This is a genomic window from Rhodococcus sp. NPDC059968, assembly GCF_042738615.1.
Taxonomy (GTDB): domain Bacteria; phylum Actinomycetota; class Actinomycetes; order Mycobacteriales; family Mycobacteriaceae; genus Rhodococcus_F.
The window spans coordinates 24647-49091 of record NZ_JBHWUE010000018.1 but is presented as its reverse complement, the minus strand read 5'-3'; the positions used below and the strand labels follow the sequence as shown (position 1 = coordinate 49091).

Annotated in this window: 21 protein-coding genes and 1 pseudogene; 5 read left to right on the top strand and 17 right to left on the bottom strand. The window is 64.7% G+C overall.

What is annotated here, in order from left to right:
• Nucleotides 1-9 precede the first annotated feature (9 nt).
• The 5 genes from ACFWAY_RS17215 (at nt 10) to ACFWAY_RS17195 (ending at nt 2888) form a co-directional block, all read left to right on the top strand.
• Nucleotides 10-453, top strand: a complete 444-nt coding sequence (locus ACFWAY_RS17215; RefSeq protein ID WP_378511379.1) for a flavodoxin domain-containing protein — start codon at nt 10-12, stop codon at nt 451-453.
• A gap of 21 nt (nt 454-474) precedes the next feature.
• Complete coding sequence (locus ACFWAY_RS17210; protein ID WP_378511378.1) at nt 475-747, top strand: GntR family transcriptional regulator; 273 nt, start codon at nt 475-477, stop codon at nt 745-747.
• A gap of 64 nt (nt 748-811) precedes the next feature.
• Nucleotides 812-1786 carry an aldo/keto reductase gene (locus ACFWAY_RS17205; RefSeq protein ID WP_378511377.1) on the top strand — a complete coding sequence of 325 codons (975 nt, stop codon included), beginning with the start codon at nt 812-814 and terminating at the stop codon, nt 1784-1786.
• A gap of 56 nt (nt 1787-1842) precedes the next feature.
• Nucleotides 1843-2547: a creatininase family protein gene (locus ACFWAY_RS17200; RefSeq protein ID WP_378453969.1), complete on the top strand. Its 705-nt coding sequence runs from the start codon at nt 1843-1845 to the stop codon at nt 2545-2547.
• A gap of 134 nt (nt 2548-2681) precedes the next feature.
• Entirely contained in the window at nt 2682-2888 is a 207-nt protein-coding gene (locus ACFWAY_RS17195) for a hypothetical protein (RefSeq protein ID WP_378453968.1), read from the top strand.
• Nucleotides 2889-3048: 160 nt separating this feature from the next.
• Here the strand turns inward: ACFWAY_RS17195 and ACFWAY_RS17190 are convergent, their stop codons facing one another.
• From ACFWAY_RS17190 to ACFWAY_RS17110, 17 genes and pseudogenes are all read right to left on the bottom strand, one after another.
• Nucleotides 3049-6345, bottom strand: coding sequence for a protein kinase (locus ACFWAY_RS17190; RefSeq protein ID WP_378511376.1), 3297 nt, complete (start codon nt 6343-6345; stop codon nt 3049-3051).
• A 747-nt stretch (nt 6346-7092) separates the two neighbouring features.
• Complete coding sequence (locus tag ACFWAY_RS17185) at nt 7093-7500, bottom strand: WhiB family transcriptional regulator (protein WP_378453966.1); 408 nt, start codon at nt 7498-7500, stop codon at nt 7093-7095.
• Between the two features lie 2 nt (nt 7501-7502).
• On the bottom strand, nt 7503-8591 hold the full coding sequence (gene fgd / locus ACFWAY_RS17180) for a glucose-6-phosphate dehydrogenase (coenzyme-F420) (protein WP_378511375.1): 1089 nt from the start codon (nt 8589-8591) through the stop codon (nt 7503-7505).
• Nucleotides 8591-9520 (bottom strand): LLM class flavin-dependent oxidoreductase, encoded by a 930-nt coding sequence (locus ACFWAY_RS17175; protein WP_378511374.1) that lies wholly within the window; start codon nt 9518-9520, stop codon nt 8591-8593. The genes fgd and ACFWAY_RS17175 overlap by 1 nt, the downstream gene beginning before the upstream one ends.
• Nucleotides 9517-10161: a PaaI family thioesterase gene (locus ACFWAY_RS17170; RefSeq protein ID WP_378511373.1), complete on the bottom strand. Its 645-nt coding sequence runs from the start codon at nt 10159-10161 to the stop codon at nt 9517-9519. The genes ACFWAY_RS17175 and ACFWAY_RS17170 overlap by 4 nt, the downstream gene beginning before the upstream one ends.
• A 102-nt stretch (nt 10162-10263) precedes the next feature.
• Entirely contained in the window at nt 10264-11181 is a 918-nt protein-coding gene (locus ACFWAY_RS17165) for an LLM class F420-dependent oxidoreductase (protein ID WP_378511372.1), read from the bottom strand.
• 17 nt (nt 11182-11198) lie between these two features.
• Complete coding sequence (locus ACFWAY_RS17160) at nt 11199-12374, bottom strand: acyl-CoA dehydrogenase family protein (protein ID WP_378453961.1); 1176 nt, start codon at nt 12372-12374, stop codon at nt 11199-11201.
• Nucleotides 12375-12383: 9 nt separating this feature from the next.
• A complete protein-coding gene (locus ACFWAY_RS17155; RefSeq protein WP_378511371.1) occupies nt 12384-12968 on the bottom strand; it encodes a flavin reductase family protein in 585 nt (194 codons plus the stop codon).
• A gap of 59 nt (nt 12969-13027) precedes the next feature.
• Entirely contained in the window at nt 13028-14101 is a 1074-nt protein-coding gene (locus ACFWAY_RS17150) for a 2-oxoacid:ferredoxin oxidoreductase subunit beta (RefSeq protein WP_378453959.1), read from the bottom strand.
• A gap of 34 nt (nt 14102-14135) precedes the next feature.
• A complete protein-coding gene (locus ACFWAY_RS17145; protein ID WP_378511370.1) occupies nt 14136-16064 on the bottom strand; it encodes a 2-oxoacid:acceptor oxidoreductase subunit alpha in 1929 nt (642 codons plus the stop codon).
• A 3-nt stretch (nt 16065-16067) separates the two neighbouring features.
• The gene (locus ACFWAY_RS17140; protein ID WP_378511369.1) at nt 16068-17012 is read right to left on the bottom strand and encodes an alpha/beta fold hydrolase; all 945 of its coding nucleotides are present in this window, start codon (nt 17010-17012) and stop codon (nt 16068-16070) included.
• Nucleotides 17013-17151: 139 nt separating this feature from the next.
• Complete coding sequence (locus tag ACFWAY_RS17135) at nt 17152-18357, bottom strand: thiolase family protein (RefSeq protein ID WP_378511368.1); 1206 nt, start codon at nt 18355-18357, stop codon at nt 17152-17154.
• 32 nt (nt 18358-18389) lie between these two features.
• A complete protein-coding gene (locus tag ACFWAY_RS17130) occupies nt 18390-19856 on the bottom strand; it encodes an aldehyde dehydrogenase (protein WP_378511415.1) in 1467 nt (488 codons plus the stop codon).
• Between the two features lie 55 nt (nt 19857-19911).
• Complete coding sequence (locus ACFWAY_RS17125) at nt 19912-20694, bottom strand: enoyl-CoA hydratase/isomerase family protein (RefSeq protein WP_378511414.1); 783 nt, start codon at nt 20692-20694, stop codon at nt 19912-19914.
• Nucleotides 20695-20793: 99 nt separating this feature from the next.
• Nucleotides 20794-22311: pseudogene (locus tag ACFWAY_RS17120) on the bottom strand (AMP-binding protein); the annotation flags it as partial.
• 11 nt (nt 22312-22322) lie between these two features.
• Nucleotides 22323-23864 (bottom strand): class I adenylate-forming enzyme family protein, encoded by a 1542-nt coding sequence (locus ACFWAY_RS17115; RefSeq protein ID WP_378453955.1) that lies wholly within the window; start codon nt 23862-23864, stop codon nt 22323-22325.
• Nucleotides 23865-23923: 59 nt separating this feature from the next.
• On the bottom strand, nt 23924-24445 hold the full coding sequence (locus ACFWAY_RS17110) for an aromatic-ring-hydroxylating dioxygenase subunit beta (protein ID WP_378453954.1): 522 nt from the start codon (nt 24443-24445) through the stop codon (nt 23924-23926).

Genomic DNA, 24445 nt, shown 5'->3' with positions numbered 1-24445 from the left:
GAGTACACCATGAGCAGGACCGTCATTCTTTTCGGAACCGAATCAGGCAACGCTGAGATGGTCGCCGAGGACCTCGTCGAGGAGCTCGACGGCAACCATAATGCCGTGGCCATCGACATGACCGACTACGACATCTCGGAATTCTCCACCGAAGACAGCTACATCGTTGTGTGCTCGACCCACGGTGACGGCGAACTTCCCAGCGGCGCGCGCCCGTTCTTCGAGGCGTTGGAGGCCGACTCCCCCGACCTGAGCGCGATTCGCTATTCAGTCTTCGGACTCGGGGACAGCAGCTACGAGACCTATAGTCACGGAAGCGAAATCATCGACGAGAAGCTGCGCGCACTGGGTGCCGAACGTGTCGGGGAATACGGACGCCACGATGCAAGTGACGGCTCCTTGCCGAACGACGACGCGCTCGAGTGGTTACGCACTGTCTTCGTCGCATCCTGAGCACTCGACCCGAGGAACCCCATGCCCGCTGTTCTCGTACGTACCCTGCCCGACGAACTCGTCCACGACCTCGACCGCGATCTGCCTACACCGCTCTACGCTCAGCTCGCTCAACGGATCGAGTCCGCGATCACCAACGGCACGCTCGAACGAGGATATCGGCTGGAAAGCGAGACCGTTCTTGGTCGGCGGATCGGGCTCTCGTACTCCACGGTCCATTCCGCTGTCGACGTTCTCGTCAAGAAGGGCCTGCTGATGCGCAGCCGAGGAATAGGAACCCTGGTCATCCCCTGAGCCTCACCCGAAGTACACCGCCACCACAAACCGTCTCACCCAAAGACAACGAGGTTCACCACTCATGCAGTACCGCAGCTTCGGCCGCACAGGCTGGGATGTCAGCGAAATATCCTTCGGGGCCTGGCAACTCGGCGGGCAATGGGGCAAGGTCGACGACGAAGAGTCGATCGGGACACTCCTGCACGCCTACGAGCAGGGAATCAATTTCGTCGACACCGCCGAACTCTACGGGGCAGGCCACAGCGAAGAAGTCGTCGGCGAATCACTTCGGCGGTGGACTGGCGACAAAGTCTATGTCGCTACGAAAATACAGCCCGTCGTGTGGCCGAGCCCCGACGAAGACGGACCGCTCATGTCCGGCCGCTATCCAGAATGGCACCTGCGCGACGGTGTAGATCTAGCGCTGAGGCGCTTGGGCGTCGAACGACTGGACCTGCTTCAGCTGCACGGCTGGTTCGCCGACGGCACGCGTAACCTGGACTGGCTCGAGACCCTCAACGCACTTCGCATCGAAGGAAAGATCGACAAGATCGGAGTATCGATCCGCGACTATCGACCGGAGGAAGGCATCGACATCGCCTCGCTCGGCCTCGTCGATTCGATCCAGGTCATCTTCAACATGTTCGAGCAGCGTCCTGCCGACGCACTGTTCCCGGCCGGACGCAAGACACGGACCGCCTTCATCGATCGCGTTGCACTCGACTCGGGTTCACTGGGCGGACAGTGGACGGCCGAGACCTACGACTCGTGGGAACCTGGCTCCCAGCAGCACGAGATGTTCCGCGGCGAACGTTTCGCCGAGACGCTCGCTCGGGTCGAGGCGCTGAAAGAACTTTGCTCGCTGTACTTCCCGACGCTTGCCGAGGCCGCTATGCGCTACGCACTGAGCTCCCCCGAGGTTTCCACGGTGATCGCCGGAATGAGCTCGCGCCGGAACGTTGCGCGAAATATCTCCTACTCCGACGGCAAAACCTTCCCTGAAGAGCTTCGGCTGAAGCTGTCCGAGCACAACTGGTCGCGTAACTACTACAAGTAAAGCGAGTGCGTGCCATGACTTCTTCGACTGCAAGAGGCGCCGTGCAAGCGGAACTGATGTCCCCTTCCGAGCTCGACGCCGCACTTGCCGCGGCCCCGGTGGCGTACCTACCCTTGGGCACTCTCGAATTCCACAGCGCGCATCTGCCGATCGGGCTCGACGCGCTCACCGCCCACGGAGTCTGCGTCGGAGCCGCGACCGATACCGGCGGCATCGTGCTTCCGCCGGTGTACCAGGGCACCGGTGGTGGGCACTCGGACTACCCGTGGACGATCATGATGAACTCCCCTGATTCGATTCGGACGCACCTCGAGCAGACCTTGGCGAAGCTGGAGTCGTTCGGCGTCCGACTGGCCGTGGTGTTCACCGGGCACTTCGCCGACGAGCAACTCGAGATGATCGACGATCTTGCCGAGGCATGGAACGGGCGGTCCGATCGCACACTCGCGGTGTTCGCTACCGCGGTCAATCGTTGCCCCGCCTCACCGGTCCCACCGGACCATGCGGGGTACTTCGAGACCAGTCTGCTGCACGCATTGCATCCGGAACTCGTTCACATGGAACGGCTTCCGTCGGCAGAGATGTACCCTTCAATCGATCCGGAGGGTGACACAATGGGCCCGCAGCGCCACGATCCGGCTCATCCTTTGTGGGGGATATTCGGGCCCGACCCACGCACTGTAGACATGAATAGAACTGATTTCGTTCGGTCGGCTTTGGTTTCCTGGATCGCGGCCCAGGTTGCGACAAGCCTGCACTGACTTGCTACCTGCTGGTCAGGAGTTGTGAATATGACGACTTCAGATATGCAGTCCTACGTGCGCTTCACGGCATCGCCTCGCACGCCGGAGCCTCACCGGAACTCAGCCGCAGCGCACAAGACGCGCTCGAACTGATGAACGTCGGCGTCAACTTCCTCCGCGAGCACATGCACTCCGAATTCCGGATCCACCACGCCATCCTCGACGAGGGCGGGCGCTCCGTGAACGTCGTCCACCCGTACGCCGAGGCCTACCACGTCGTCCGAGCATCCAACGTCCGAGAGATGCGCGCACTGTTCGCCCGTGTCCGCAAGAACGCCGAAGGCGCCCCTGATGACTGAGACGACGGTCGAGATCGAGATCGACCGTAGCTCTTCGAACCTCCTGGGAACACCGTGCTGGAAGTTTCGATGCATCGAGCGCGGGGAGTAGTCTCGCGGCTAATCAGCGCCTGGGCCACCAATTCGAATGAAGCCCTGGCGGCGATCGACCGAGCCCACCTTAGTGCTCGCTTCCCGTCTGTTCCACTACCCACGCGGCAATCTTTGCGCGGGAGGTGAATCCGAGTTTGGCGAGGAGATGCTCTACGTGTCCCTGGGCAGTGCGGGGCGAGATCACGAGTCGAGCTGCGATCTCCTTGTTGGTAAGGCCCTGGGCGACTAGATCGGCGACCTGGCGTTCTCGTTTAGTCAGCTTCGGCGATGTTTCCGTGGAGGCCGAGGAAGTTGGCGCCGGCTCGCCGAGAGCGTAGGCGAAGGCGGCTCCCAGCCCCAAGGACCGGCCTTCCCGGCGGGCCGCCTCGTATGCTCGCTCCCCCAGAGCCAGACGACTCGACTGCTCGCACTGCTGGTGGTGAGCGAGCATCGTAGGGAACACGACTCCGGCGCTGCCAATGGAGTGCCCCAGGGCCTCGGCCGCAGCAATCAAGACGATCGCGCGGTGCGCGTCACGCTCGGTCGCGGCGAGCCAGCCCAGGGCTTCGAGACAGGTGGCGACAGTTCGTGGGCTGTTCACCTGCCGCGCCAGGCGCAGCGACTGTTCGAGTAGCCGTGCCGCCCCAACCACATCACCCTGCCGCCACACTGCAACACCCATACCCCACAGTGCGTACGCGCGGTACATCGATTCACCGCGCGCTTCCGTGGTTGCGCGGACCTGCTCGTAGCACTCGATTGCCTGCTCCGTTTCGCCGAGGAGTTCGTGGGCTATCCCCAGCATGTGTAGCGCCCCGATGTGCAGTGGGTGGTTCTTCCGGCTGGTGAAAGTCTCGAGGGCACTGTGTAGGAGCGAGGGTGCACGACGAAGATCACCGCTGAAGAGCGCGAGCATTCCGTCGGAATAGGCCACGAGTGCGTGGACCAACGGGTCGGTCGACTGTTCGGCCAATGCGCGCCCCTCCTCCACGAGTGCGGTTCCCACCGGAATCTCACCCTGCAATTCGGCCAGGACGCTGTCCGCATACAAGCCCTTGACTCTTTCGCGGGTAGGCAGTCCCGGAGCGCTGGCCAGGAGGCGATCTAGCCAACGCCGTCCCTCGCTGTACCAGCTCTGAGAGATCCAAAAGGGGAATAGGGCGGCGGCGATGCGCAGTCCGGTCTCGGGGCTATTTGTCGCGCAGAACTCCAGCGCCTCTCTCGTATTCGACTGCTCCCGCCCGAGCCGGGCGATCCAGTCCAACTGCCGCGAGCTTATCCATTCATCTTCCGCCGCAAGTGCCAACTTCTCGTACCAATCCCGGTGCTGCCTGCGAAATTGGTCGTACTCACCGCTCTCCTGCAATTGCATTCGACCGTAGTCGCGCAGAGTCTCGAGCATCCGGAATCGGACCACGGGACCGGCTTCTTCGCGGATCAGTATCGACTTGTCCACCAGTGAGGTCACCAGGTCGAGGAGATTCTCCGGCTCCAGACCGCGGCCGCCGATCTGTTCGGCGGCGTCGAGTTCGAAGCTTCCGGCGAACACCGCCAGTCGAGACCACACCGCCTGCTCATCCGGTGTGCACAGCTCGTAGCTCCAGTCGATACACAGTCTGAGAGTTTGCTGCCGTGAGGGCGCCAGCCGGCTGCCGCGAGTGAGCAGCGCATAACGATCGGTGAGCCGCTGCAGGATCTGCTCGGGCGACATCGCCCGCAGCCGAGCCGCCGCCAGCTCGATCGGTAGAGGCAACCCGTCCAGTCGATGGCAGATTCGGGCGACTGCATCCTTGTTGGTGTCGGTGAGCTCGAACCCCGGGACGGCGATGACGGCGCGGTCGACGAACAGGGTGACCGCGTCATAGCGGGGTAGGCCCCGCAGCGTCGAGTGCCGATCTGGGTCGGGCACCGTCAGTGGCGGAACCCGCAGCGCCGCCTCGCCACCGATCCCCAGAGGTTCGCGGCTCGTGGCGAGGACCCGCACTCCTCGGCAGGCGCGCAATAGGGTCTCGACCAGCCGGGCCGCCGCGTCCACGATCTGCTCGCAGTTGTCGAGCACCAGCAGCAATTCCCGGGAGGCCAGGAAGTCCAGCAGTACCTCATGCAACGGTGTCCCCGCCTGTTCACGCAACCCGAGCGCGGCAGCCACTACATCGCTCAACGACGTCCCGTCGGACAGCTCACCCAACTCCACCAGCCATACTCCGTCAACGAACTCACGTCGCATATTCTCGGCAACCCGCAAGGCCAGACGGGTCTTGCCGACACCGCCGATCCCGGTCAGCGTCACAAGATGGGAGTCCGACAGCATCGCCTTGGTGTCCGTCAGTTCACTCCGACGCCCGACGAAGCTGGTGAGCTCGATCGGAAGGTTTCCCTTGACGCCCCGAGTGGCATGTGACGTCGGTTGGCGGTGCGCCAACGTAATGTGCTTGGCGAATGGTGTAACGCCTGGAACCGGTGATTGCTGCTGTGCGCCTAGTTCGGCGTGCAGAGACATCTCGTCGGCGGGGAAGCCGAGGCGCAGCTGGATCCGCCGCAGTTCGTCACCGAGCTCAGCAGCGGAGGGCCGGTCCTGAGGATTTGCGGCCATTGCGCGTCCGATCGCCGCGGACACGTCGTCGTCGATTCCGTGCTCGCGCAGATCCGGTACCGGCTGGGTGGTAATCCGCAGGAACTGGGCCACCACCTGCTCACCGCTGCGGCGCTCGAAGGCGGCATGACCGGTCAGGGCGCTGAACAAAGACGCACCGAGTCCGTATACGTCCGAGGCCCGGCTCGGCGAATCGCCCCGGAGCACCTCTGGGGCGGTGAAGGCCGGCGAACCGGTGACGGTACCCGTGCCGGTCTCGAATCCGCCGGACATGTGCGCGATCCCGAAATCACCCAACGCCGGATCCCGGTAGTCGGTGAGTAGAATATTTGCGGGTTTGATGTCAAGGTGCAAGATCCCGAGCCGGTGCGCGGTCTCCACTGCCCCGGCCATCTTTACCCCTAACCGCAGCGACTCGTCGATCGGGAGCGGCCCGTGTCGGCGGATCCGCATATCCAGCGAGTCCTGCGCGTGGTACTGCATCGCAATGTAGTGGACACCACCCTCGGTGACGCCGACTTGCAGCACGTTGACGATATTCGGGTGTCCGCTCAGCCTGCCCATAGCCCGCTGTTCCCGGAGGAATCGCGCTCGATTCACCTCGTCCAGGTCGGCGGTGAGCACCTTCACTGCGACGACACGTTCGATGCCCGGCTGAGTGCAGCGGTAAACGACGCCGAAGCCACCGCGCCCGATCTCCTCGGCGTTCTCGAACCCCTCTGCCTCTAGCTGCGCAACGACCGCTGCGCCCACGTTGCGTTGCGTTACCAGGGGATCTTCATCCTCGGTCATCAGCTATCCAGCGATCCATCCGATCCGCGACGCTCGACGATCGACACCGCGCATACCTTGAAAACCTGTGTTCTCAGGGTAACGCCGCCACCCGATGCCTCGGCCCTATCTCGACGTTCTCTCAACCTCGATACGCCGCGCAGTTCAGACGTCCGGCACCCCGCAGCCCGGCATTGGTGCTGGCGCGATCAGCCCGAGCGTGGGCGCGAATCATGAGTTGGACATCTGATCGATTGGCATGGTGTCGACGGGTAACGCGTACTCACCGGTCTCCGGGAAGTCGATATCGACGCACTCGCTGTACGAGCAGACCCCGACGTGGCTCACCGAGTACCGACTGATCTCATCTCGACCGGGAACTGTCACCTTCCTGTGCTCGTCCGGAACGTATCGCCTCAGCCACATTTGTGCCTGCGGATCGCTCCCTGTCCGAAGTGAAGAGCGCGGACCGAGCATCCGCGTTCGGAACGTTTGCAGGGCGCGGAGCAGAACCGCCCGCGTGGGGCGCGGTCCGCTGCAGGGCACAGAGCACCATTTACAACGTTTGCGCCTGGCATAGATATGCCCACCGCTCGAACTCCATCCGATCCCGCTCGTCTGCATCACAAGAGTCGAGAAGATCGATGCAGTCCTGCCTCTTGCAAGTACGGCACTCGTTACCGAGCCGAGTCATTGACGCTCGATTCTCGAGGTTCCGCTGTATCACTACTCAGTGTGCTCTGCACTGCTCGCACACTCGAATGCGACTCACCTGGAAGTACCGCAGCGTCGGAATGCCCTGCCGGCAGCCGAGGGCTCGGCTTCCTCATTCTTTCTCGACACGAGCGCAGGCCGTTGGTTGAGTCTGCGTTCGCGGTCTTCGCGCAGGGATCGGAACCGTTTCCGGAGTCGCCATTCCTTGCGTTCTTCCTCAGTGAAACCTCCCCAAGTGCCGTGGGGTTCGGCCGTTTCCAACGCGTAGTTCAAGCACGCCGCTCGCACTGGACAGCTATCGCAGATCAGTTTGGCAACACGTATCCGCTCCGACCGTGCTTCACCACGTTCGTTGTCCGGGTGGTAGAAAATTGTCGTGTCGGTACCACGACATGCAGCGGACAACTGCCAGTCCCACACCTCCGAGATCGGTATAGGTAGTTTCGGTAGCTTTGCAGGCATCCCTATTCCTTCGTGCGTGCCCGGGTGCCGGGAGCTGACTGGACCGTGGTGTACGAAGCGTTTGAGGCTGTATCCGCGCTTGGCGTAGAAGGAAGTTCACGGAGGCGGGGTTCTAGATCCCGCTCGAACAACTCCAGGAACCGCTTCTGATCATGCCCGGGAGCGTGGAACACCAGGTGGTTCAACCCCGCATCGAGATACGGGCGGATCTGCGCCACCGCCTCATCCGGATCCGACGCCACGATCCACCGCTTCGCCACCTGCTCGATCGGCAACGCATCCGCCGCCTTCTCCATCTCGATCGGATCATCGATGCTGTGCTTCTGCTCCGGCGTCAACGACAACGGCGCCCAGAACCGCGTGTTCTCCAACGCCAACTCCGGATCCGTGTCATACGAAATCTTGATCTCGATCATCTTGTCGATCTCCGCCACATCCCGGCCGGCCTTCGCCGCCCCCTCCGCGACCGCAGGCATCAACTTCTCCGTGTACAACTCCATCCCCTTACCCGACGTGCAGATGAACCCGTCACCACTACGACCGGCATACCGGGCCACCACCGGACCACCGGCGGCGATGTACACCGGAATCCCGCCCTCGGGCACGTCGTAGATCGACGCCCCCGTGGTGTTGAAGTACTCGCCCTCGAAATCGACCCGATCACCCAACCACAGTTCGCGCATCAACCGGACCGCCTCCCGCAGCCGCGCGAACCGCTCCTTGAACTCCGGCCACTCTCCGGCAAAACCCGTCGCGATCTCGTTCAAAGCCTCACCGGTACCCACCCCGAGCATGATCCGCCCCGGATACAGACACCCCATCGTCGCGAACGCCTGCGCCACCACCGCCGGGTTGTACCGGAACGTCGGCGTCATCACCGACGTCCCCAACTGCAGCCGCTCCGTCCGCTCCCCGACCGCCGTCATCCACGCCAACGAAAACGGCGCATGGCCACCCTCGTGCCGCCACGGCTGAAAGTGATCCGACACCGTCGCCGAGTCCATCCCGTGCGCCTCCGCCAGAACACCCAGCTCCACCAACTCCCGCGGACCGAACTGCTCCGCAGAAGCCTTGTAACCCAACTTCACCATCACGCCTCCACCAATGCTTTGACTGGTTCCAGAACCTCACCTGCGAAACGTCTGAGGGTGTCTGCAGCAGCGAAATCGTGGAACCGGAGGACGAATAGTTCCACTCCGCGTTCGTGTTCCCGTCGAAACTGCTCGACCAGCTGCGCGGAGGTGCCGACGAGGGCGGCTCCCCACGCAGGTACCGGCATCCGCCGCGCGGTCACTGCTGCCACGTGTTCGACGTCCGCTTCGTCCGCTGCCATTCCGACGGCGTACTGGGCGGAGATCCGTGCTCGACCTTTCAGCTCGGACAGTTCCTCGAGTCTGTTCCTCGCTCCCCCAACGCAGTTCCACCAATCGGCGTACCGGGCGACCAGCGGCATGGTCAGCGTCGGGCCACCACCGCCGATGTGAATGGGGATCCGGCCGTGCACGGGAAGTGGAAGTCCGTACGCGCTATGCAGCTGGAACTGCCGGCCCTCGTAATCGAAGGGCTCACCGGTGAACATCAGTTCTAGGATATCGAGAGTCTCCCCCAACGCTTCCGAGCGCTCACGTCTGGATCCGAGCGGAAACCCGAACGCGGTCAATTCGGCCTCGACCGAGCCCCAACCCAGTCCCAGATCGAGCCGCCCACCACTGATCTGGTCCAAGGTGGCCGCCATTTTCGCGAGCAGCGCGGGATGCCGGAACGGATTGCATCCAACGAGATGGCCGAGTCGTATTCGCGAGGTCACACCGGCGACTGCCGTCAGCAGAGTCCAGCTTTCGAGCGTGTCGCACGGAGGAGCGCCCGGCGCGTAGAGGTGGTCCATCAGCCAGAAGGAATCGAACCCGCGTTCTTCCACCACTGTCGCGGTCGCGAGTACGGCGGACACATCCATCTTGAACTGGGGGACGTAGACGCCGAACTGCAGGTCACCCATCCGGTGGCGTACGTCGGCCGTCATGGCTGCCCGGGTAGCAGTCGCAGGAACAGCGCTTCCGCCTCGGCCAGCAGTTCGTCGCCGTCGAGGAGGCGCCCCGTGATCCACGTCTTGCGACCGTCTATCCGGTCGATGGATGCTTCGACTCGAAGCTTCCTGTGGATCGGGGTGATCTTCCGATAGTTCACCTTCAGGAACGCGGTCCGCGATCCCGGCTGTCCCTTGATACTCACGAAGATCCCGAGCAGATCGTCGAACAGCAGCGGGATGGTGCCGCCGTGGACGGCACCGTTTCCGCCCAATTGGGAGTCGGTGAACTCGACGACCGCGACCATGTCCCGGTCGCGTAGTTCCTGGACAATGTACGGGATCAGCACCGGATGTCCCCGGCCGGTCAGATCGGGCCGCCGCGGGTAGCGTTCGAGCTCGGGCACCCGGAACTCCGTCAGCCGCTCCGTCGCATCCCGGAACTCCCGGTTCAACTGCGCCATGAGTTCGACCGAAGGCGCTGCTGCACACAGTGCGGACTGCAGTTCACGGAACGTCTCGACGAGCTCACCGAACTCGCGGCTCCCCGGCATTTCCTCCGCCACGTCTCGCGCCCACTCCCCCGGTTGATAGGGGGACGTCACGGATTGTTCACTCGGCACAGTCGATTTGGGCACTGTGACTCCTTCGTCTCGCTCCTGATCGTGGGAAGCGGAGACCCGCGCGCTCCATCGGAACGCGCGGGTCCGCTCGATTTTCGTGCCGGGACACCGCCGGGTCTATCGGCTGATCAGCCGTTCGCTCATCATGGCGATGTCGCGCTCGAACTCGCCGAGACTGCGACTGGACGGCTCGATCGTGATCCAGGTGACGCCGGCGTCCGCGTAGGCACTCAACCGCGGTGCGAGGGCGTCGCAGAATGCGGTGGAGTCGCCGGACTGCTGCAGGTTCTTCTCGAAGGGCACGAACGAGACGTCGATGGACGACTTGCCGGCTTCGGCCCGCTTCTTGTTCTGCGCGGAGATCATCTCGCAAAGGGTGTCGATGTCTTCGAGCGGCGGAGTTCTCGTGATCTCCGCCATTTGAGCGGACTGCGCCATCGGCATCCATCCGTCCGCCGATTCGACGACGCGACGTCGGGCTGCCTTGCTGTTGCCCCCGATCCAGATCGGTGGTCCACCGGGCTGCGCCGGCAGCGGGAGCGAGAGGTGGTTGCTGCATCCGAACTCCGGGCCGTCGTGATCTTCGCCCACCCAGGTGGCGCGCATCGCGGCGATGGCCTCGTCGAGCAACTTCCCACGGCGAGCGAAATCTGCTCCCAGCGCGTTGAACTCGGTCTCGAGATAGCCCGCGGCCATGCCGAGGGTGAGCCGTCCACCCGACAGCAGGTCGAGGCTCGCTGCCGATTTGGCCCCGAGGTAGGGGCTGCGATACGCAGCCACCATCACGTACGTGATGAGTCGAATCCGTGTCGTCGCCTCCGCTGCCATACTCAGTGCGACGAACGGGTCGAAGGCGTGGTGACCGCCGTTGGCGAGCCACTTCTTGTCCGGGTACGGGTGCTCACTCATCGAGAACCCGTCGAAACCGGCGTCCTCGACGAACTTGGCGACCTGCCCGAGACTACTGTTGCCGATCCACTGCGGGTAGTGCTTCACGGCGCGCATCGGGAACATCAGATTGAATTTCAGATCCATGGCCCTGAGTTCTCCTGTCACTTCAGCAGTTCGCGCGCGATGACGACGCGCTGAACCTCGGTGGCGCCCTCACCCAGTCGCTTCACGCGAAGGTCGCGAAACCACCGTTCGAGTGGCAGTTCGTCGGAGAGCCCGAGAGCGCCGTGGATCTGGATGCACCGGTCGATCACCTTGTACGCCACCTCGGTGCCGTACATCTTGGACACGGACGCGTCGGTCCGAACGTCCCGGCCGAGATCCGCGTTCCACGCCGCCTGGTACATCAGCAGTCGCGCGGCCCGCAGTTCGACTTCGCAGTCGACGAGCATCCACTGGATACCCTGCTTGTCGGCAAGTTTTCCGCCGAACACATCCCGGTCTTTCGCCCACCGGCACGCCATGTCGAGGGCCGTCTGCGCGATGCCGATGGGACCGGCTGCGTACTGGATCCGGCCGTGCACCAGAAAGTCGGAGGCGAGGGCGAACCCTCTGCCCTCCTCACCGATCAGGTTACCGACGGGGATGCGGACGTCGTCGAAATGCAGTTCGTACGGCGCGAACGACGCCATCACCCCGATCCGGTGGAAAGACATTCCCGGAGTGTCCTTCTCCACGATGAGACAGGAGATGCCGCCCCGGCCCTCACCGGTGCGTGCGTAGACGACGCCCCAGTCCGCCTTCTCCGCGTGACTGGTCCACATCTTGCTCCCATTGAGCACGTAGTGGTCGCCGTTGCGGACTGCCTTGAGTTTGATCGCCCGCGCCGGATCCGACCCCCCGGACGCCTCGCTGATCGAGGTGTACGCCTTGGTGGCCGTGCCGTCGATGATCGGCTGTGCGTACTTGCGAAACTGCTCTTCCGTCGCTTTGTACATGACGTTCGGTGGATTGCCACCGAACGCACCCAGCGCCGGGAAGAACGCACCCATGCGGCATTTCGCGGCTTCCTCGGCCACAAGGACCTGCCCCAGCACGCTGAGGCCGGCACCGCCGAACTCCTCCGGTGTCTGCATCGCCCACAAGCCGAGCGAACGCGCCTTCTCCTGCAGCGGAATCAGTTGTTCGCGGGGCAGGCCGGCCGCGTCGTGCGGCAGGGTGGCCTCGAGCGGATGTACTTCCGACTCCATGAACCTTCGCACGGTGTCGCGGAGCATGCGGAACTCTTCGGGCAGTTCCCACGCTCCCGTGACGGAGGTCTGTTCGACAGTGGTCATCTGCCGTTCCTAGACCGTCTGGCCGAAGCGTCGCGCGCGGGCGTTGGCGAGCTGCGGCTCGTGGTTCGCGTCGTACTGGGCGATCCACTGCTCGGGGAGCTTGCCCCACGCCTCGTTGATCTTCAGACGTTGGCCAGGGTTGAGGATCTCGGCAGCGACGACGTCGCCGACGAAAATCGAGCTTTCCTGGACGTCCAGGGTGCCGACGATCCGGGCTTCGACGTAGCTGTGCGCGTCGAGCAGGATCGGTGCCCCGGTGACTCCGGTCTTGGTGCGCAGCTTCGCGAGCTTTTCCCCGTCACGGCCCGAACTGCCGCCGAGCGTCATCAGGATTTCGAGGGACTTCTCGAGCTGATCGTCCTCGGCGCTGAGCATGTGCATGACGAAGATGCCGGAGTTTGCCACCATGTCGTTGGTCTTGTTGTACTTGGTGAGGCTGATGGTGGCGCGCGGAGCTTCGGGAATGATGCTTGCGGAGCCCGCGGACAGCGACATCAGGCCGTTGCCGAACCCACCGTCGACGGTGGTGATGGCGACGGGAAAGGGCCGCAGCCCGGCAAGCACCTTGTTGGCGGCATCGGTATCGACGGTCATGGTGTGTTCCTTCATCTCGGGATGGTTATTCGCTGGTATCGGGACTGCGGGGCCCTTGATCAGTCGACGGTCCACGTGTTGTGGCCGTTGAGGGTGTCCTGCAGGCTTTCACCTCCGGAAGCCTGCGCGGTGGAGACCTGGTCGCGGACGGCGTCGTCGTACGTGGGGCGGGTCACCGATCGGATGATGCCGGTGACGGTGTAGCTCAGGCTCTGATCGGAGAGGCGCGAGAGCGCATACGCGTACTCCGGATCGTCACCGTGGGCATCGTGAATCACGATCTCGTGAGCGGCGACGTCGGCGGTGTCCGCTACTCGCAGTCCGAAACCATTACGCACGACGCACAGTTCGTCGTCGGCGCCGAAGGTGATCGGCTCCCCGTGCCGGAGCGGGATCAGTCGCTTCGCCGCCTCCTCCTTGCGGAGGGCGTCGAAGGATCCGTCGTTGAAGATGGGGCAGTCCTGCAGGATCTCGACGAACGCCGTCCCGCGGTGGCGGGCCGCAGCCATCAGCACCTCGGTCAGCCCTGCACGGTCCGAATCGAGGGCCCTGGCAACGAACGTGGCCTCGGCGCCCACGGTGAGGGACATGGTGTTGAACGGTGCGTCCACCGATCCCATCGGCGTGGACTTGGTGACCTTGCCGACCTCCGAGGTCGGCGAGTACTGCCCCTTGGTGAGGCCGTAGATCCTGTTGTTGAACATCAGGACCCGCATGTTCACGTTGCGGCGGAGAGCGTGGATCAGATGGTTTCCGCCGATCGACATGGCGTCGCCGTCACCGGTGACCACCCAGATCGACAGGTCGGGCCGGGTGACCGACAGGCCGGTCGCGAGGGTCGGTGCCCGGCCGTGGATGGAGTGCACACCGTACGTTTCCAGGTAGTACGGGAACCGTGAGGAACAGCCGATACCGGAGATGAACGCGATGTTCTCCCGCTTGAGGCCCAGCTGCGGAAGCATGCTCTTGACGGTTGCCAGGATCACATAGTCACCACAACCGGGGCACCAGCGCACCTCCTGGGTGGACGCGAAGTCCTTGGCCTTCATCGGCACATCCGACTTCGGGACGGTGTCGAGGGCACTGAGCCCTAGTTCGATTCCACGAAGATCGGACGGGATGACACTGGTCATGGGAACTCCAATCGAGAAACTGTGGGTCGCGGCGCTAGCGTGTGACGACGGCAGCGAGGGCGGCCGGGGTCTTGGCGGATTCGGAGCCGGCGAGCGTGCCGCCGAACTCTTCGAGGAATGCCTCGTGCAACTCGTCGGCCCGGAACGCCATGCCCGACACCTTGGTGACGGGCTGGATGTCGGCATCGAACCGAGCACTGAGCAGCATCGACAGTTGGCCCAGGTTCATTTCGGGCACCAGCACGCGCCGGTATCCGGTCAACACGTCGCCGAGATTCGCCGGCATCGGATTCAGGTGCCGCAGGTGCACACGAGCGATCTTGTTGCCACCACGGCGCATTCGCCGGACAGCTTCACCGATCGGGCCATAGGACGAACCCCAGCCGATCACCAGCACGTCGGCGTCACCGTCGGGATCGTCCACGATCAGATCGGGAACCTCGATGCCGGCGATCTTCGCGGCCCGAATCCGGGTCATCAGTTCGTGGTTGACGTCGGTGTACGAGATGTCGCCGCTGCCGTTCTCCTTCTCGAGTCCACCGATCCGGTGCTCGAAACCTGCGCTACCGGGTACAGCCCAGTCGCGGGCGAGCGTCTGCGGGTCACGGGCGTAGGGCAGGTAGCCGCCCTCGGCACCACCTCCCTGCCCGGCGGCGGCGAACGCCGGGTCGATCGGGGGTAGCGCGCCGACGTCCGGGATACTCCACGGTTCCGAGCCGTTCGCGATGGCACCGTCGGACAGCACGAGAACGGGAGTGCGGTAGGTGACGGCGATGCGCGCGGCCTCGAGGGCGGCATCGAAGCAGTCGGCGGGCGACTGCGGCGCGATCACCGCGACCGGGGATTCCCCGTTGCGGCCGTACAGGGCCTGCAGCAGGTCGGACTGTTCGGTCTTCGTCGGCAGCCCGGTCGAGGGCCCACCTCGCTGCACGTCGACGATGACCAACGGCAGTTCCGTCATCACGCCCAGCCCGATCGCCTCGGACTTGAGGGCGAGTCCGGGACCCGACGTGCTCGTCACACCCAGGGCACCGCCGTAGGACGCGCCGAGCGCCGCTCCGATTCCGGAGATCTCGTCCTCTGCCTGGAAGGTGACGACGCCGAAGTGCTTGTGCTTGCTGAGCTCGTGCAGAATGTCCGAGGCAGGCGTAATCGGGTAGGTGCCGAGGAAGACGTCCATCCCGGACGTCCGGCCCGCCGCCAGCAACCCGTAGGCCAGGGCGGTGTTGCCCGTGACCTGCCGGTACGTTCCCGCGGGCAGGGTCGCCGGCGCCACCTCGAAGCTCGTGGCGAACGACTCTGTCGTCTCGCCGTAGTTCCACCCTGCACGCAGGGCCAGGACGTTGGCCTTCGCGATGTCCGGTTTCTTTACGAACTTGCTGCCCAGGAACTCCTCGATGGCGGCGAGAGGCCGGCCGTACATCCAGGACAGCACCCCGAGTGCGAACATGTTCTTCGACCGCTCGGCGTCCTTCTTGCCCAGCCCGACAGATTCCACCGCACCCAGTGTGATTGTGGCCATGGCGATCTCGTGGACCTGGTAGTCCTCGAACTCGGCGGTCTCGAGAGGGTTGCCGTCGTACCCGACCTTCGACAGATTCCGCTTGGTGAACTCGTCGCTGTTCACGATCAGCGTGCCGCCGCGAGGCAGATCGCCGATGTTCGCCTTCAGTGCGGCCGGGTTCATCGCGACGAGGACATCCGGGCGGTCACCCGCCGTGAGAATGTCGTACTCGGCGATCTGGATCTGGAAGCTCGACACGCCGGGCAGCGTTCCCTGTGGCGCCCGGATCTCGGCGGGAAAGTTCGGCTGCGTCGCGAGGTCGTTGCCGAAAGCGGCTGCCTCCGCGGTAAATTGATCACCGGCCAACTGCATGCCGTCGCCGGAGTCACCGGCGATACGGATGACGACCTGTTCGAGTTTGGTGACCGGTCCGGTCGCCGCCTGAGTGGTGGATTCCATCTGCTACTGACTTCCCTTCGACGACTCCTGGGCGTGAGCCCGAATCGCCTGGTCGAGGTACCCGAGCAAGCTCGCGGTGAAGATGTCGTTGTCGTCGCCCGCCACCATGTGGCCGGCATCTCTGACGTCGACGACCTGAGCGTGCGGTATCAGTTCGCGCATCTCGGCGACGCCCTCGTCGGATACGACGTCGGATTCCTTGCCGCGTACCAGCAGGACCGGACAGGTGATGTTGCGTGCCGCCCGGCGCGAACGTTCGTAGATGACTGCGCTGACCGGCGTATCAGGATGCGTACTCGCATCGTCGTTGAACATCACACGGGGATCCCAGTGCCAGTGCCATCGACCGTCGCGCAGCCTGAGATTCTTCTTCAGGCCTTCGAGGTTGCCGGAGTGGCGGCGGCGTGGGTTATATGCGGAGATCACCTCGGAGGCTTCCTCGAGGGAGGCGAAGCCGTCGGGGGCGCTCGTCATGAACTGCCGGACGCGCTGCCCGCCCGCGACCTCGACACGCACTGCAATGTCGACGAGCACGAGTGCCTGCGCGAGCTCGGGATCCTCACCGATCGCGATCAACGACACCTTGCCGCCGAGAGAGGCGCCGACCAGAGCGATCGGAAGGTCACCGTGCTCATTTCTGACATGATGGACAATCAAACGGACGTCTTCGGTCATGATCGACATACCGTAGTTACCGGACTCGTCCCACTCACTGTCACCGTGGCCGCGGAGGTCGACCGCGTACGCGGTCCAGCCGGCCGCCGCCAGGCGTTCACCGGTTCGGCGCCACGAGTGCCTGGTCTGTCCGCCGCCGTGCAGCAGGAGGACGACACCAGCGGGTTCGTTGCTGGTGCCGAACCTTTTCCACCGGTCTGCCGAGAGCTGAAGTCCGGCCCCCTGAATGCTCAGCGTTTCCGGAACGTCCATAGGCTCTACATCGAGCTCCATCCGAACCGCCTTTCCTTGTGGGCTGCGCCGCACTTGGGGCCACACCGGGAGTTTTGTCTCGGCGGCCCGGGCGAGGATTCGAGGTACCCACCCGCCCGGGCTGCCGTTCCCTCACTTTATCTGACAGTTGTGTTCATTTCTAGTCTTTCGAGGCCGGAACTTCGATCACCACTGCGCCGGCCTGACCGCCACCGGCACACATCGCCGCGACGCCGAAACCGCCACCCCGTCGACGCAGCTCGTTCATGAGCGTGACGACCATCCGGGCGCCCGAGGCGGCCACCGGGTGACCCAGGCTGCATCCGCTACCGGCGGTGTTCACTATCGATTCGTCGATCCCGAGCTTTTTGCACGCCGCAACGGGAACCGACGCGAACGCCTCGTTGATCTCCCACAGGCCCACGTCGGCGATCGAGATTCCGGCCCGGTCCAGCACCTTGGGGATCACGTCCAGCACCGCAAGTCCGGTGCGCGCCGGGTCCACTGCCGTCGCCGCCCAGGACTTGACGATGGCGAGGGGTGTCAGTCCGGCCTCGGCCACGAGGTCGCTGCCGACGATCGCCACCGCAGCGGCGGCATCGTTGATGCCGCTGGCGTTACCCGCGGTGATGGAGAAGTCCTCGATCTCGGGGTGGAGGACCTTCAGGCTCGCCAGCTTCTCCGCGGTAGAACCGCGGCGCGGATGCTCGTCGGTGGAGAATTCGATCACCGAGCCGTCCGACTGCAGCACCTGCACCGGGACGATCTCGTCCGCGAATGCACCGGAATCGATTGCAGCGAGAGCGCGTTCGTGTGATCTGAGAGCCCACGCATCCATTTCCTCGCGCGTGATGCCGGCCTCACGTGCCGTGTTCCACCCCACCGTGATGGACATGTCCATGTTGGGTGCCTCGGCGGAGTCCGGGTGTGTCGGCGGCATCCACTTGTCGGTGAACTCGTCGACGGTCCCGGGAGTGCGGAACTTCTGCAGCGGGCCGGTGGAGGTCGACTGGGCGCCACCCGCGATGACCGCGCGCTCCGCTCCCGCGATCACGGAAGCGGCGGCGTTGCCGATCGCGGTGAGGCTGCCTGCGCAGTGCCGGTTGACGGCTTGTCCGGGCACCTGGAGCATCCCGGCGACCACCGCCGCGTGGCGGGCGATGTCACCGCCGCCGTAGTTGGACTCGGCGAGGATGATGTCGTCGATCTGCGAAACCTCGAGCCCGGAGCGCTTCTGCACTTCTTCGAGTACGACACGGGCGAGTTCCATGGCGGTGGTGTCGCGCAGAGTGCCCTTGAACGCCGTACCGATGGGCGTACGGGCACCGGCGACGATGACGGCTTCGATCTTTCCTGATTCTGACACTGTCCAGTCCTTCGATAGTGGGATGCGCGGGGTCAGCCGAGCGTGAAGGGGTCACGGGTGTCGCCGGTCAGCTCGACCCACACCGCCTTGGTTTCGGTGAAGTCCTTGACGGCGTCGATACCGTTCTCGCGGCCGATGCCGCTGGCCCCCATGCCGCCGAAGGGCACGCTCGGGGCGACGGCACGATACGCGTTGATCCAGATCGTGCCGGCACGCAGCTTGCCTGCCACCCGATGCGCCCGGTGAACGTCCTTGGTCCACACCGAACCCGCGAGACCGAACTCCGTGCCGTTCGCAGCCGCGACTGCCTCGTCCTCGTCGGTGAACGTGGAGACGACCAGGACGGGTCCGAACACTTCCTCGGCCACAGCGCGCATGTCCGATGTGACATCGGTCAGGACGGTGGGCTTGACGAAGTAGCCGCCGAGTTCCTCCACTGCTTCTGCACCGTAGGCAATGGTCGCTCCCTGCTCGCGCGCCGACTCGAAGTGCGACAGCACCTTCCGGAACTGCGGCTCGTTGGAGACCGGCCCCATCTCGGTGGCCGGATCCCGGGGGTCCCCGAGGACGATCGTCGATGCCCGGGCGACGATCTTCGACACCAGTTCCTCGGCGACACTCTCGTGCACGAGCAGGCGCGACCCGGCGAGGCAGGTCTGTCCCGTCGCGGCGAAGATCCCCGAGATCACCCCGTTGGCAGCGGCGTCGAGGTCGGCGTCGGGGAACACGACCTGAGCCGACTTGCCGCCGAGCTCGAGCGTGAACCGGGTCATGTTCTCCAGGGCGGCCTGACCGACTTTGATGCCCGTACCGGTGGAACCGGTGAAGGCCACCTTGTCGACCCCGGGATGCGACGCGAGAGCGGCGCCCGTCTCGGGACCCCATCCGGTGACCACGTTGATGACCCCGGGCGGGAAGCCCGCTTCCTCGAACAGCCGCGCGAAGGCGAGCGTCGACGCGGGTGTGTGGTCACTCGGCTTGACGACGAACGTGCACCCCGCCGCCAGTCCCGCGGCAAGCTTCCAGGTGAGCAGCAGCAGGGGCGAGTTCCACGGGGTGATCGCCCCGACGACACCGACCGGCTCGTGTTTCGTGTACACGAGGTAGTTGGGCTTGTCCGTCGGAATGACACCACCCTCGAGCTTGTCGGCCATGCCGGCGTAATAGTAGTAGTACTCGGGCAGACCCTTCATCTGTCCGGCCATCTCCCGCAACAGCTTTCCGCCGTCGCGGACCTCGAGTTCGGCGAGGTTGTCCGCCTCACGGGCAATGACGTCGCCGAGCTTCCAGATGAGCTTGCCGCGGGCCGTCGCGGTCATCCGGCCCCACGGACCGTTCAGTGCCTCCCTCGCGGCACGAACCGCACGGTCGACGTCGGACGCGCCACCGTCGGGGACCGTGGCCCAGGGCCTTCCGGTGAACGGGTCGAGACTGTCGTACGTCTTGCCCGATTCGGCTTCCACCTCGGCGCCGCCGATCAGCAGCGGAAACCGGATCACTTGTTCTGTAACGACGCTGCTGCTCACAGCACACTCCTTGTTCGGTGGGGCAGGTTCAGCGGAATCGCGGCTTGCGCTTGTTGGTGCGGGAGTCGACGTCGTCCCTGCCGTTGTTTCCGATCTGGGTGTAGGACAGTCCGTTGCGCAGTGCCATCGACGGCATCATGTCGAGGGATTCCCAGATGGCGCGAACGGTTCCTTGGATGGCCTCGGGGCGCCGTCCCGCGATCTCGGTCGCGAGTTCGTGGGCGCGATCCCACAACTGCCCGGGTGCGGTCACCTCGGTGACGATTCCGGCCCGCAGTGCGGTATGCGCCGTGATGCGTTCGTCGCTGCCGAGCAGCGCCCACCGCATGACCTCCCCGAACGGGATTCCGCGCGCCAGCATGCCGATCGGCTCGAGGGCGGAGACCCTGCCGCCGTTAGCATGTGGGTCGAAGAAGGTCGCGTCCTCCGAGCAGATCACGATGTCGGACTCGTTGACGAAATACATCGCGCCGCCGGCGGCCATGCCGTTCACCGCGCAGACGACCGGCTTCCACACCTTGTGCTGCCGGGGGCCCAGCAGCACTCCGGGGTCTTCCTGGTTCCACTGGTTCAGGTGGGTCCACCAGGGTGCGGCACTGACATCGACTCCGGTGCAGAAGGCCCGCTCCCCTTTCGCGCGCACCACGGCGACATGGATGTCGTCGTCGTCCCGCACCCGTGCCCACACCGCGGCCACCTCCCGGGTCATGGCCTCGTTGAAGCAGTTCAATTGGTCCGGGCGGTTCAGGGTGATGATGGCGATATGGTCCGCGACCTCGAATTCGATGGTGTCGAATACGGTTTCGAGCATGTTCGGCTCCACTCGTGTATGTCCCGAAGGCGTCGGTTGCGTGCTGTCTTCGGAGGCAAACAGCTTCCGTAGTTCGGGTTTGACGATCTTTCCCATCGCGTTGCGTGGCAGCACGTCGAGCACCTCGACCTGCTCCGGGTACTTACGGATGTTCAGACCGACCGCGTGCAGGAAGTCCCGCAGGTCCTCCAGTGTCGGCGGTTGGCCGGGATTCGCCGGTACCACCACTGCACAGACCCGTTCGCCGCTGTTCGGGTCCGGTATCCCGATCACCGCGACGTCCGCGACGGCCGGATGGCCGACGACGGCTTCCTCGACTTCACGCGCCGAGATGTTCTCCATCTTCCGGACGATGATGTCCTTGATGCGGCCGGTGACCGCCAGACAACCGTCGGCGTCCACATAGCCCAGGTCGCCGGTGCGGAAGAATCCGTTGCGGTCGAGCGTTCCCTCGTCAAGTGCGCTGTCCACGTAGCCTTTGAACAGCTGCGGTCCGCGCACCCGGATTTCCCCGATCTCACCGGGCGCCGCGTCGGTTTCGTCGGTGCGAACGATCCGGACCGCACCCCCACCCGCGGGGAAGCCTTCGAAGACCGCGTGCTGCTCGTCCGTGTCGTCCGGGGTACCCCAGGTGATGTAGGGGCATTCGGTCATTCCGTAGCCCGAGATGACGCCGACCCCGCCGAGGGCGGTCTTCGCCGCGGCGTGCTGCGCACGGGGTCGCGGTGATCCACCCGCGAGGGTGGCCCGGGCGTGGGGAAACAGCGGCACCGCACCCCGTTCACGGGAGAGGCGAAGGTACTCGTTGGTGAACGGAAGACCGGAACCCACCAGGGTGACGTTCTGCTCGATCAGAAGATTCGTCGTCTCCTCGGGGACGAAGGTCGCGCTCACGATGAGGGCGTGTCCGACGATCACCGCGTGCAGCAGGTGCGCGATGCCCCCGATGTGGGCGACCGGTGCCAGTGCGGCGCAGCGATCCTCCGGACGGGCCCGGACGTTGGTGACGAAAGTCGCCGCTGCCGCGAGGAGTCCGCCGTCGGTGTGCTTGACGCCCTTGGGAGCTGCGGTGGTACCGGAGGTGAAGAAGATCCACGACACGTCGTCCGGGCCCGCGGGATGCGCCGGTGGTGGTAGGACCGCCGGGTCGCCGAGTTCCCAGTCCCCGTCGACGACGAGTACCTCCAGGCCGCGGGCACTTCCGGCCGCGACCCGCGCCGCCATGTCCGCGTAGCCGTATCCGCGGAACATCCGGGGCACGATCAGGAGGCGCGAACCGACCTGCTCGCTGATGAACGCGATCTCCGGGTCACGCAACATCGTGACGAGTGGGTTCTGCACCGCGCCGAGCCGGGACAGGGCCATGGCCAGAGCCATGGTCTCGACCATGTTCGGCAGTTGCCAGGACACCACGTCACCGGCTCGAATCCCTCTCGTGTAGAGCGTCGCCGCGATTCCTTCCGCCAACCGCCGGAATGCGTCGAAGGAGAAGGAACGCCGCGTTTCGTCGACCGCGAACTCGGCGGACGGGGTGATGGCGGCTCTCGCCGCCAGCGTCTCCCAGATCGATTCCACCTGTACTCGGCTCGCGTCGACCACGCTCTGGGCGCTGACCATGCCCGTCCTCCCTACTCCGCCGAGACCCGGAGGTCGTCGGCGATGACGCGCTTGAGGATCTTGCCTGCGGGGCCGAGGGGGAAGTCGCCGCGGTAGACGAAGCGCCTGGGCTGCTTGTACCCGGCCAGCTCCGCCCGGCACAACGCCGTCAGCTCGGCCGTGAGGGCGTCCTCGTCCACGTCACCGCGCGGGACGATCACCGCGACCGGTGTCTCGCCCCACTCCGGATCGGGAATTCCCACCACGGCCACCATCTCGACCTGTGTGTGGTGCCCGATGACCCGCTCGATCTCCGCCGGGTACACGTTGAATCCGCCCGAGATGATCATGTCGGTCTTGCGCCCGGTGATGTGCAGGTATCGCTCCTCGTCGAGGTAACCGAGATCGCCGGACCAGAGACCGGTGGAGCGGAACGCCTCGGCCGTCTGCTCCGGGCGGTTCCAGTACCCGACCGCGTTCGCTTCGCTCTCGATCACGATCTCGCCGATCTCACCTGCAGGGAGTTCGTTGCCGTCGGCGTCCACGATGCGGATGGAACACATCGGTGTCTCCTGACCACACGAGGTGAGGATCGAGGTCTTGCCCGCCACCATGTCCCGGTGGTCCTGGGGCGTCAGGATCGTCGCCTGCCCACCGCATTCGGTCAGCCCGTATCGCTGCTGCATGTCGCAGCCGAGCATGTCCATAGCCTTCTTCGCCAACCCCGGAGGGACGGGCGCCGAACCGTAGCTGATTCGGCGCAGGCTGGACATGTCCCGTGCCGGTCCCTCCTCCAGGATCCGCAGGGTCCGCTGAAGCATCGTGGGGATGAAGGTGGTGAACGTGACTCCACTGCGCTCGATCTCGTCGATGACGGCCTGAGGGTCGAACCGACGGTGGATCACCATGGTCTGACCCAGATAGGTCCAGGACAGGGTGCGCACCATCCCGCCTGCGGTGAAGAAGGGGGTGGTGGCGAGGAAGACGTCCGAACGATCGCCTTCGGTGACGAGAGTGGTGTCCACGACCTGGGCGAGCATCCCGCGGTGCGTGTTCACAACCCCTTTTGAGCGTCCTGTCGTTCCGCTCGTGTAGAGAATGAACTGGATGTCGTCCGGAGTGAGATCCGCCGGAGTCGGCTCGGTGGATCGCGCACCGCGCAATGCCGTCTCGTAGTCGGCACCGACGACGCTGCCCCCGATCTCGAGAACCGGGGCCAGATCGTTCAGTTCCGCGCCGAACCGCTCCACCTGGTCCGTGTGGACGATCGCGCCGCGAGCCCCCGAGTCGTCGCGGACGTGCGCGAGTTCGTCGGGAGCAAGGCGGATGTTCACCGGAACCGCGACGAGTCCGGACTTGGCGAGGGCGTAGGTGATCTCCGGCCATTCGATGCAGTTGCGGGCGATGACGAGGACCCGGTCACCCTTCGCCAGACCCTGGTCGAGGAGATGGTTCGCCAACCGCCGGGCCCGTTCGTCGACCGTCGTCCACGTATGGGTTCGATCGCCCTCGACGACGGCGGGCTTGTTCGGGTATCGCCGTGCGTTGTTCCGTGGGATGTCGCCTACTAGCACTGTTCCTCGCAAATTTGATTCTGGAAGGCGGCGCCTTCGATGGTGGGGTGCGTTTTCGGTCAGATGAGGAAAGCGAGTGTGTCCACGGGGCCGCCCGCGCTGATGAGGTGGACCGTCTTCCCGGCCAGCTTCAGTCCGCCGGGTGTGCGGCGGACACGGTGGATCACCCGGCCGGCCCAGACCCGCTGGGAGTAGCGGTACTCGAAGAGCGCGAAGTTAGATCCCACGGTCACGGTGTCCTCGTCGGTGTCCAGCACCTCGGAGTTGCTGAGCAGTCGGCGCATCACCGACGGCGGGGTCTGCGAATGCCGGTTTCCGGTATTGAGCTGAGCCACCCGGCTCTTGATGCGACGCCGGTTGTCGTAGATGTACGACAACCGGGTCTTCGGGTCGTCGTCGGGATGCATGGGGACCCAGTACAGCGCGTCGTTGTCCCACAGGAGCTCCCACTCGGAGTACCGGGCCTCGTCCGCGAGGCGCGCCTCGAGGTTGAGGAAGGCCACGATGTCGGCGTCGGGCGCGGGCAGCGGGAGGGGTGCACTCTGCAGGGCGGGGGCCGCCGAATTCTCCACGGTGGTCAT

What these genes read in the sequence shown, in the direction of transcription:
- ACFWAY_RS17215 (WP_378511379.1), top strand. Translation starts at nt 10, where the DNA reads ATGAGCAGGACCGTCATTCTTTTCGGAACCGAATCAGGCAACGCTGAG.
- ACFWAY_RS17210 (WP_378511378.1), top strand. Translation starts at nt 475, where the DNA reads ATGCCCGCTGTTCTCGTACGTACCCTGCCCGACGAACTCGTCCACGAC.
- ACFWAY_RS17205 (WP_378511377.1), top strand. Translation starts at nt 812, where the DNA reads ATGCAGTACCGCAGCTTCGGCCGCACAGGCTGGGATGTCAGCGAAATA.
- ACFWAY_RS17200 (WP_378453969.1), top strand. Translation starts at nt 1,843, where the DNA reads ATGTCCCCTTCCGAGCTCGACGCCGCACTTGCCGCGGCCCCGGTGGCG.
- ACFWAY_RS17195 (WP_378453968.1), top strand. Translation starts at nt 2,682, where the DNA reads ATGAACGTCGGCGTCAACTTCCTCCGCGAGCACATGCACTCCGAATTC.
- ACFWAY_RS17190 (WP_378511376.1), bottom strand. Translation starts at nt 6,345, where the DNA reads ATGACCGAGGATGAAGATCCCCTGGTAACGCAACGCAACGTGGGCGCA.
- ACFWAY_RS17185 (WP_378453966.1), bottom strand. Translation starts at nt 7,500, where the DNA reads ATGCCTGCAAAGCTACCGAAACTACCTATACCGATCTCGGAGGTGTGG.
- fgd (WP_378511375.1), bottom strand. Translation starts at nt 8,591, where the DNA reads ATGGTGAAGTTGGGTTACAAGGCTTCTGCGGAGCAGTTCGGTCCGCGG.
- ACFWAY_RS17175 (WP_378511374.1), bottom strand. Translation starts at nt 9,520, where the DNA reads ATGACGGCCGACGTACGCCACCGGATGGGTGACCTGCAGTTCGGCGTC.
- ACFWAY_RS17165 (WP_378511372.1), bottom strand. Translation starts at nt 11,181, where the DNA reads ATGGATCTGAAATTCAATCTGATGTTCCCGATGCGCGCCGTGAAGCAC.
- ACFWAY_RS17160 (WP_378453961.1), bottom strand. Translation starts at nt 12,374, where the DNA reads ATGACCACTGTCGAACAGACCTCCGTCACGGGAGCGTGGGAACTGCCC.
- ACFWAY_RS17155 (WP_378511371.1), bottom strand. Translation starts at nt 12,968, where the DNA reads ATGACCGTCGATACCGATGCCGCCAACAAGGTGCTTGCCGGGCTGCGG.
- ACFWAY_RS17150 (WP_378453959.1), bottom strand. Translation starts at nt 14,101, where the DNA reads ATGACCAGTGTCATCCCGTCCGATCTTCGTGGAATCGAACTAGGGCTC.
- ACFWAY_RS17145 (WP_378511370.1), bottom strand. Translation starts at nt 16,064, where the DNA reads ATGGAATCCACCACTCAGGCGGCGACCGGACCGGTCACCAAACTCGAA.
- ACFWAY_RS17140 (WP_378511369.1), bottom strand. Translation starts at nt 17,012, where the DNA reads ATGGAGCTCGATGTAGAGCCTATGGACGTTCCGGAAACGCTGAGCATT.
- ACFWAY_RS17125 (WP_378511414.1), bottom strand. Translation starts at nt 20,694, where the DNA reads ATGCTCGAAACCGTATTCGACACCATCGAATTCGAGGTCGCGGACCAT.
- ACFWAY_RS17110 (WP_378453954.1), bottom strand. Translation starts at nt 24,445, where the DNA reads ATGACCACCGTGGAGAATTCGGCGGCCCCCGCCCTGCAGAGTGCACCC.